The sequence below is a fragment of the Pseudomonas saliphila genome (assembly GCF_008638345.1).
GTDB lineage: Bacteria > Pseudomonadota > Gammaproteobacteria > Pseudomonadales > Pseudomonadaceae > Halopseudomonas > Halopseudomonas saliphila.
On the sequence record NZ_VTVA01000004.1, the window covers coordinates 343,695 to 350,827 of the forward strand.

At 57.9% G+C, this 7,133-nt stretch carries 10 protein-coding genes; 8 read left to right on the plus strand and 2 right to left on the minus strand.

Annotated elements, in window-relative coordinates; genetic code table 11:
* From rsxG to FHK95_RS07160, 7 genes are all read left to right on the plus strand, one after another.
* The gene (gene rsxG, locus FHK95_RS07130) at positions 1-654 is read left to right on the plus strand and encodes an electron transport complex subunit RsxG (protein WP_150303897.1); all 654 of its coding nucleotides are present in this window, start codon (positions 1-3) and stop codon (positions 652-654) included.
* Positions 647-1,360 carry an electron transport complex subunit E gene (locus FHK95_RS07135; RefSeq protein ID WP_150303898.1) on the plus strand — a complete coding sequence of 238 codons (714 nt, stop codon included), beginning with the start codon at positions 647-649 and terminating at the stop codon, positions 1,358-1,360. Before rsxG ends, FHK95_RS07135 begins: the two co-directional genes overlap by 8 nt.
* The gene (nth, locus tag FHK95_RS07140; RefSeq protein ID WP_150303899.1) at positions 1,361-1,996 is read left to right on the plus strand and encodes an endonuclease III; all 636 of its coding nucleotides are present in this window, start codon (positions 1,361-1,363) and stop codon (positions 1,994-1,996) included.
* Between the two features lie 107 nt (positions 1,997-2,103).
* Entirely contained in the window at positions 2,104-2,283 is a 180-nt protein-coding gene (locus FHK95_RS07145) for a PA3496 family putative envelope integrity protein (RefSeq protein WP_150303900.1), read from the plus strand.
* Positions 2,284-2,482: 199 nt separating this feature from the next.
* Positions 2,483-2,698 (plus strand): DUF2061 domain-containing protein, encoded by a 216-nt coding sequence (locus FHK95_RS07150; RefSeq protein ID WP_150303901.1) that lies wholly within the window; start codon positions 2,483-2,485, stop codon positions 2,696-2,698.
* Positions 2,699-2,833: 135 nt separating this feature from the next.
* Positions 2,834-4,132, plus strand: a complete 1,299-nt coding sequence (locus FHK95_RS07155; RefSeq protein ID WP_150303902.1) for an alpha/beta fold hydrolase family protein — start codon at positions 2,834-2,836, stop codon at positions 4,130-4,132.
* Positions 4,125-4,892 carry an MlaA family lipoprotein gene (locus tag FHK95_RS07160; protein WP_150303903.1) on the plus strand — a complete coding sequence of 256 codons (768 nt, stop codon included), beginning with the start codon at positions 4,125-4,127 and terminating at the stop codon, positions 4,890-4,892. Before FHK95_RS07155 ends, FHK95_RS07160 begins: the two co-directional genes overlap by 8 nt.
* Before the next feature lie 35 nt (positions 4,893-4,927).
* Here FHK95_RS07160 and FHK95_RS07165 read toward each other — a convergent pair whose 3' ends face one another.
* Both FHK95_RS07165 and FHK95_RS07170 read right to left on the minus strand, forming a co-directional pair.
* On the minus strand, positions 4,928-5,380 hold the full coding sequence (locus FHK95_RS07165) for a YcgN family cysteine cluster protein (protein ID WP_150303904.1): 453 nt from the start codon (positions 5,378-5,380) through the stop codon (positions 4,928-4,930).
* A gap of 3 nt (positions 5,381-5,383) precedes the next feature.
* The gene (locus FHK95_RS07170; protein WP_150303905.1) at positions 5,384-5,647 is read right to left on the minus strand and encodes a glutaredoxin family protein; all 264 of its coding nucleotides are present in this window, start codon (positions 5,645-5,647) and stop codon (positions 5,384-5,386) included.
* A 126-nt stretch (positions 5,648-5,773) separates the two neighbouring features.
* Here FHK95_RS07170 and FHK95_RS07175 point away from each other — a divergent pair, with 126 nt between their 5' ends.
* Positions 5,774-7,102: a deoxyguanosinetriphosphate triphosphohydrolase gene (locus FHK95_RS07175; RefSeq protein WP_150303906.1), complete on the plus strand. Its 1,329-nt coding sequence runs from the start codon at positions 5,774-5,776 to the stop codon at positions 7,100-7,102.
* The last annotated feature ends 31 nt before the right edge of the window (positions 7,103-7,133 follow it).

A 7,133-nucleotide genomic window follows, 5' to 3' on the forward strand; every position in this document is an offset into this window, starting at 1 on the left:
ATGGAAAACCCCGCAACAGCCGGTCGTTCGGTTGCACGCAATAGCATCATCCTGGGCATTTTTGCGATGGTCACCGTCGGGCTTATCGCCGTCACGCAGCAGAGTACCGCCGAGCGTATCGCCGAAGAAATCCGCCGCGTGCAACTGAGCGCGCTCACGGAAATCCTGCCCGACGAACAGCATGACAACGACATGCTCAACGACACCTTTGTGGTGGATGATCGTGAATTGCTGAACCTGCTCCGCCCCTCTGAAGCCTATCGCGGCCGGCAGGACGGAGAAGTCGTCGCAGTCATCCTGCCGGTGATTGCACCCGACGGTTACAGCGGACGCATCAGCCTGTTGGTCGGCATACGCGCTAACGGCGAACTGGCTGGCGTACGGGTACTCAACCACCGCGAAACCCCTGGCCTCGGCGACAAGGTTGAATTGTCAAAGAGTCGGTGGGTTCTCAGCTTTGACGGCAAGAGCCTGACAATGCCGATGCCGGAAGACTGGGGCGTGCGCAAGGACGGCGGCGCCTTTGACCAGTTCACCGGGGCCACCATCACGCCGCGTGCAGTGGTCCAGGCCGTATACCGTGCGCTGCAGTATTTCGACGAAAACCGTGGCAGCCTGCTCGAACTGCCCAACCAGGAGCCCGCCAATGGCTAGCACCAAGTTTTCCGATATCACCGCTGATGGCTTGTGGCACAACAATCCCGGGCTGGTTCAATTGTTGGGTCTGTGCCCGCTGCTTGGCGTCAGTAGCACCGCAGTCAATGCGCTGGGCCTGGGCATTGCCACCATTCTGGTACTGACCGGCTCGAACCTCGCCGTGTCGATTATCCGCAGCGCGGTGACCGATGCTGTGCGGCTACCGGCTTTCGTTATGATCATTGCCGCTCTGACGACCTGCGTCGAATTGCTGATGCAGGCCTTCACCTATGAGCTGTACCAGATTCTCGGCATATTCATTCCGCTGATCGTGACCAACTGCGTCATCCTTGGCCGCGCTGATGCGTATGCGGCGAAACATCCCGTGCTGCCCTCACTTGTCGACGGCTTCATGATGGGACTCGGCTTTGCTCTGGTCCTGCTGGTGCTGGGATCGCTACGCGAACTGATCGGCTACGGCACCCTGTTCAGCGGCATGGATCTGCTGCTGGGGGAGTTCGCTGCGGATTGGCGCATTGTGGTGTTCCCTGACTACAAGGAAGTGCTGTTCGTTATTCTGCCGCCGGGGGCCTTTATCTTCATGGGTCTGCTGATTGCGTTGAAGAATGTGATCGACGCCAGCGTCAAGGAACGCGCCGCAGCGCGTGCAGCCAAACCTGCAGCAGGCGGCAAGCGCGTGCGGGTAACGGGTAGCATCAGCTAGATGAACAAAGCTAAACGCTATGAGATTTTCCGGCGGCTGCGCGAAGACAATCCAAACCCCACTACCGAGCTGAACTTCAACTCACCGTTCGAGCTTCTGGTGGCGGTGACCTTGTCCGCCCAGGCTACCGATGTCGGCGTGAACAAGGCGACCGCCAAGCTATTCCCTGTCGCCAACACACCTGAGGCCATCTACGCGCTCGGCGTGGAGGGCCTTTCGGAATACATCAAGACTATCGGCCTCTTCAATACCAAGGCGCGTAATGTGATCGCGGCCTGCAAGATGCTGATCGAGCTGCATGGCGGTGTAGTACCCGAAGACCGCGCCGCACTGGAAGCCCTGCCTGGAGTCGGCCGCAAGACGGCCAACGTGGTGCTGAACACCGCGTTTGGGCATCCGGAAATGGCGGTCGATACGCATATATTCAGGGTCAGCAACCGAACCCGCATTGCGCCGGGCAAGAATGTAGTAGAAGTTGAGAAGCAGCTGCTCAAGCACGTGCCGAAGGAATTTCTGGTCGACGCGCATCATTGGCTGATCCTGCACGGCCGCTACGTGTGCAAGGCACGCAAGCCACTGTGCGGTAGTTGCCGCATTGAAGACCTGTGCGAATACAAGTTCAAGACCGAGGATTGACGGCGTATTGCAAATCCCGGGCATCCTGATTGAAAAATTCTATTTCCGCTGATCGCAACCAGCCGCTATAAGGTGCGCAAATGGCATCTTCATAGTGGAGTCGAGTCATGGCCAAAACGAAAGGCGAAGTGGAACTGGATGATGACGATTTTGTTGAAGAGGAAGAAGCGCCTGAGACTGACTCAGCGCCAAACTCCAAGGCAAGTCTGACCAAGCGACGTTTGATCGACAATTATCTTGAGGAGCGCCGGCTGCAGAAGCAATTGACCGATTACGACTTCGAATGACACTGGCGGAAGGGCCTTCCCTTCCGCTTTTTTGTTTCCTGCCTTATTTAGCGTATGTGCCTGCCGGCAGCCAGGACGACCTTCCCCGTGCGATTAGGGAACCCAATCACCCCCATTAGCGTTTTCTTTTTGCTTGTTCATGCCTGAGCCCCTAGTATCGCCTCATCAAGAATGATTCTTATTAATATCGAGGTGTCCCGTGGCCAAGACAATTACCTTTGCGTTAATGCACTTCACCATCGCGTTTTGCGTGGTCTACGCCATGACCGGTAATTGGTTGCTGGGCGGTGCGGTTGCTCTGGTGGAACCAGCGGTAAATACTGTTGCCTATTACTTCCACGAGCGGCTCTGGCAGCGGATTGAGTATCGCAAGCTGCTGCGTAGGGAGGGGGCCAATCAGCCGATGCATGCCTGATCACCATACGGTTGTGCCACATATCTGGTGGCGTTTCGTAACCACGTGCCGAAACGCTAGCAGACCTTAACCGAAGGAGGACGCATTTGAGGGCCTCGTTCGGGTTATAGTCGGCGCATTCAACCGGAAGAAGATATGAAACGAATCATAGCAACCGCGACTTTGAGCTTTACGCTGTTGGGGAGTTACACCGCCCAGGCTGACAACTTCAGTTACAGTGAAGAAAATGCCTTCATGGCAACCATCGCCAGCACACCGCTGGAGCAAGTAGCACCGGTCCCTTCGGAATTCGATGTCCAACAGGACGATCTGTCCATTCGGGTGCTGCCTGACCGTAAGCTCCCACCGGTGCTGTCGGGATTTGACGAACTGGATTTCCGGCTTGCCTGGCAGGACCAGCCTGCGCCCTTGATGTTTCTCATCGCAGGAACCGGTTCCGGTTTTGATACGGCGCGCATGGATTATCTGAAGCGCGTGTTCTGGCAGGCCGGCATGCATGTCATTGTGCTGTCGTCGCCGTCCAACCATGACTTCATCGCCGCCGCGTCACGTTCCGGGCTTCCGGGGCTGGGCAGGCGTGACGCGCGTGATCTGCATTCAGCCATGTCCATGGCTGTGGAAGAAGCCCAGGAAACAAAGGGCATCGAGATCACCGAATACCATATGGCCGGCTTCAGCCTGGGCGCCCTTAACGCCGCCTTTGTTGGCGAGCTGGATCAGCAGCTTGGCCAATTCGATTTCTCGCGTATCGTTTTACTCAATCCACCGGTCGACCTCTACACATCGATCACACGCCTGGATGCCCTGCCCTACACCCGAGTGAAAGGTGTCGATGGCACCGACAGTTTCTACGAACATATTTTCAACAAGCTTTCTCGTTACTACGCCCAGCGCGGCAGCATCGATGTCCAGGCGGGGCTCTTTGCCGACATACAGGCATCGGATGAGGCTTTGACCGATGCCGAGCTGGCCATGCTGATCGGCGCGGTATTCCGCTTCGCGGCGGCTGATCTCAGCTTCATGTCCGACGTGATCACCCGGGGCGGCGTGTATGTTCCGGTTGACCAGCAGCTTAAGGTCAGCACGTCCCTGACGCCGTATCTGCGCCAGGCGTTGTTCTGTAACTTTAAATGCTATATCGAGACGCAGCTGTACCCTGACTGGCAGACGCGCAACGCTGACCAGTCCATCAGCCAAATGGCCGAAGAAACCAGTCTGCGAAGTATCGATTCATATTTGCGGGACAACCCCGACATTGCCGTGGTGACCAACGCTGACGACTTCATTCTCACAGGCGAGGATTATCAATACCTTGTGCAGCTATTCGGCGAACGGGCATTCCTGTATCCACGTGGCGGTCATGGTGGCAATTTGCAGCACAAGGACGTCGTGGCGCGCATTCTTTCCTTCGTGGAGGGCACCCCTAATGAATAAGTTCGCCGCTGCAGGCGTGTTCGCCCTGCTGGCCACCACCGGTGTTCATGCTCAGCCTGACGAAGCACCGCAATACCGTGATCCCCTGGACAGCCTGGAGATAAACCGCGAAGCCACCGAATACCAGTTTGAGCGGTCAAGCCTGCGCGCGCTGAAGGTGCACGACCCTATCGAAGGATTCAACCGCCGGGTCTATCGCTTCAATGCGCGCTTCGATGAATACGTCTACCTGCCGGTTGTTCGCGGGTATGTATGGGCCACACCGCGCTTCGTGCGCACGGGCGTTTCAAACGTTTTCAGCAATTTGGGAGACGTGTCTAATTTGGCAAACAGCATCGTGCAGCGCCAGGTGCACAAGAGTATGCGAACCACTTCACGGCTGCTGCTTAACACCACTTTGGGCGTGCTGGGCATTTTTGACGTAGCCAAGGCCATGGGGTTGCCGCAGGAATCGGAGGACTTCGGTCAGACACTTGGCAGTTACGGCGTGCCGCCTGGCCCCTACCTGATTATCCCTTTCCTTGGGCCTTCTTCCCTGCGCGATGGCACCGGCCGGGTGGGCGATTGGGTCATTCAGGACGAGGCCGGGTTCCTCAACAACCGAGAGCACATGAACGAGCACAAGTGGACCTATGGCCTGCAGGCAGTCAATCTGCGCTACCGGACGCCCTTCCGCTACGGTGCACTGGATAGCCCCTTCGAGTATGACCAGGTGCGTTACCTGTACACCAAGCTGCGTGAACTGCAGATCAGTCAGTAAACGCGGCCAGCGCTGGGCACCGCTGGTGCCTAGCCCTAGCCCACCCGAAAGATGATGTGATCTTCCCAGTCGTCCTCATCCACTGCGTTTTCAGCAAGCATGCGACCCGCCCGGGAAATACCTACCTTGTGTACCGCCTGAGCGTCACCCGACACCAGATGATGCCACGGCGGCAGATCCTCACCATCGGCTACCAGACGATAGGCACAGGTGGGCGGCAACCAGCTAAAACCCTGCGCATCCTCAGGGGTCAGTTGAATGCAATCAGGCACCTGCTTACGCCGGTTCGCATAGTCACTGCATTGGCAGCTATCCAGATCGAGCAACTTGCAGGCGACGCGCGTGTAATAGATTGCTGCGGGGTCGTCTTCATCTTCCAGCTTCTGCAGACAACACAATCCGCAGCCGTCACACAGTGACTCCCATTCCTGCTGATCCATCTGCGCAAGTGTCTTGCGTTTCCAGAAATCCATTACCCGCTGTGCCATGTCTCAGTGCTCCTCGCCAATCACGTCGGACAACCACAGCATCAGCTGTTCGAAGCTGACCGGCCAATCCAGCTCCTCGCCGGTATCCTCTCGCTTGAGCACCGGAATACGCAGCTGGTAGCGATCCATGAGCGCCGCCGCCTCCGTGATATCCACCTCGTTTACCCGCACACCATTGCCTGCAAAGGGTCGCAGTAGCGCGGCCGCAGCTTCACACAAGTGGCACGCGGTGGTGCCGTACAGAGTAATAGTCAGCGCTGAGGTCATGAGGGTCCCGGGGATTATGCCAAAGCCCACTAGTCTACTCCGGAAAGCGGGCGCGCTAAATCTCCGCCGACGCTTGGCAGTGCCGCAGGCATGTCACATACTCCGGGCAAATACGGGGAGAACGGAATGGATTGGGAAACACTGCTGTGCCGGGAACGTCTCGGCAAACCGGTTGCCAGCTCTGAGGAACTCGGGCGCACGCCCTTTCACAAGGACCATGATCGGGTCATCTTTTCCGGCGCCTTTCGCCGGCTAGGCAAGAAGACCCAGGTCCATCCGGTATCCAGCAATGACCATATCCACACCCGGCTGACCCACAGCCTGGAGGTCGGCTGTGTTGGTCGCTCGCTCGGCATGCGCGTGGCGGAAATGCTGCGCGGCGAATTGCCCGAATGGTGTGAACCAGCCGACATCGGCGTGATCGTGCAGGCTGCCTGTCTGGCGCACGATATCGGTAACCCACCCTATGGACATTCCGGAGAAGATGCCATCCGACACTGGTTCCATCAGGCCGCCGCACAGGGCTGGCTGGATCCTCTGACCGATGCGCAGAAACTGGATTTCCTGAATTTCGAGGGCAATGCCCAGGGCTTCCGGGTGCTGACGCAGCTGGAGTATCACCAGTTCGAAGGCGGCATGCGTCTGACCTATGCCACCCTCGGCGCCTATCTCAAGTACCCTTGGACCTCGCGCTACGCCGACAGCCCTGGCTACAAGAAACAGAAGTTCGGTTGCTATCAGAGCGAGTTCGCTCTACTCGAACAGATTGCCGACAAACTAGGGTTGCCAATCCAGGACGAACACAGCTGGGCCCGGCACCCTCTGGTCTATCTGGTCGAGGCGGCAGACGACATCTGTTACGCGTTGATTGATCTGGAAGACGGGCTGGAAATGGAGCTGCTGGCCTATCCCGAAGTCGAGCGTCTGCTGCTGGATCTGGTCGGCGATGACCTGCCCGAGACCTACCGTCTGCTTGGGCCGCAGGATTCCACCCGGCGCAAGCTGGCGATACTGCGTGGCAAGGCCATTGAGCATCTGGTCAACGCAGCGGCCGAAGCCTTCGTCGATCAGCAACCGGCCCTACTCGCCGGCAAACTGCGTGGCGATCTGGTTGAACACATGCCCGCCAAGGCCCGCCACTGCGTATTGGAAGCCAAAGACATTGCCCGTAAGAAGATATTCCAGGACAAGCGCAAGACACTGCATGAGATCGGCGCCTACAGCACCCTTGAAACCCTGCTGGACGCCTTCTGCGGCGCGGTCAACGAACTGCACACCGGCGCTCACCTGAGCTTCAAGCACGAACGCATCCTCGACCTGATGGGCAATAACGCCCCGCGTCAGGACTGGGATTTGTATAGCAGCTATATGCGCGTCATCGACTTCATTGCCGGCATGACCGATCTGTATGCAGCGGATATCGCCTCGCGGATTCGCGGGATCAATCCCGGGTAGCTGGCGGGAACCCCGAATCCCCCCTAGCCCG

Excerpts from the sequence above, each read along its gene's own strand:
- rsxG (WP_150303897.1), top strand. The coding sequence starts at position 1 with ATGGAAAACCCCGCAACAGCCGGTCGTTCGGTTGCACGCAATAGCATC.
- FHK95_RS07135 (WP_150303898.1), top strand. The coding sequence starts at position 647 with ATGGCTAGCACCAAGTTTTCCGATATCACCGCTGATGGCTTGTGGCAC.
- nth (WP_150303899.1), top strand. The coding sequence starts at position 1,361 with ATGAACAAAGCTAAACGCTATGAGATTTTCCGGCGGCTGCGCGAAGAC.
- FHK95_RS07145 (WP_150303900.1), top strand. The coding sequence starts at position 2,104 with ATGGCCAAAACGAAAGGCGAAGTGGAACTGGATGATGACGATTTTGTT.
- FHK95_RS07155 (WP_150303902.1), top strand. The coding sequence starts at position 2,834 with ATGAAACGAATCATAGCAACCGCGACTTTGAGCTTTACGCTGTTGGGG.
- FHK95_RS07160 (WP_150303903.1), top strand. The coding sequence starts at position 4,125 with ATGAATAAGTTCGCCGCTGCAGGCGTGTTCGCCCTGCTGGCCACCACC.
- FHK95_RS07165 (WP_150303904.1), bottom strand. The coding sequence starts at position 5,380 with ATGGCACAGCGGGTAATGGATTTCTGGAAACGCAAGACACTTGCGCAG.
- FHK95_RS07170 (WP_150303905.1), bottom strand. The coding sequence starts at position 5,647 with ATGACCTCAGCGCTGACTATTACTCTGTACGGCACCACCGCGTGCCAC.
- FHK95_RS07175 (WP_150303906.1), top strand. The coding sequence starts at position 5,774 with ATGGATTGGGAAACACTGCTGTGCCGGGAACGTCTCGGCAAACCGGTT.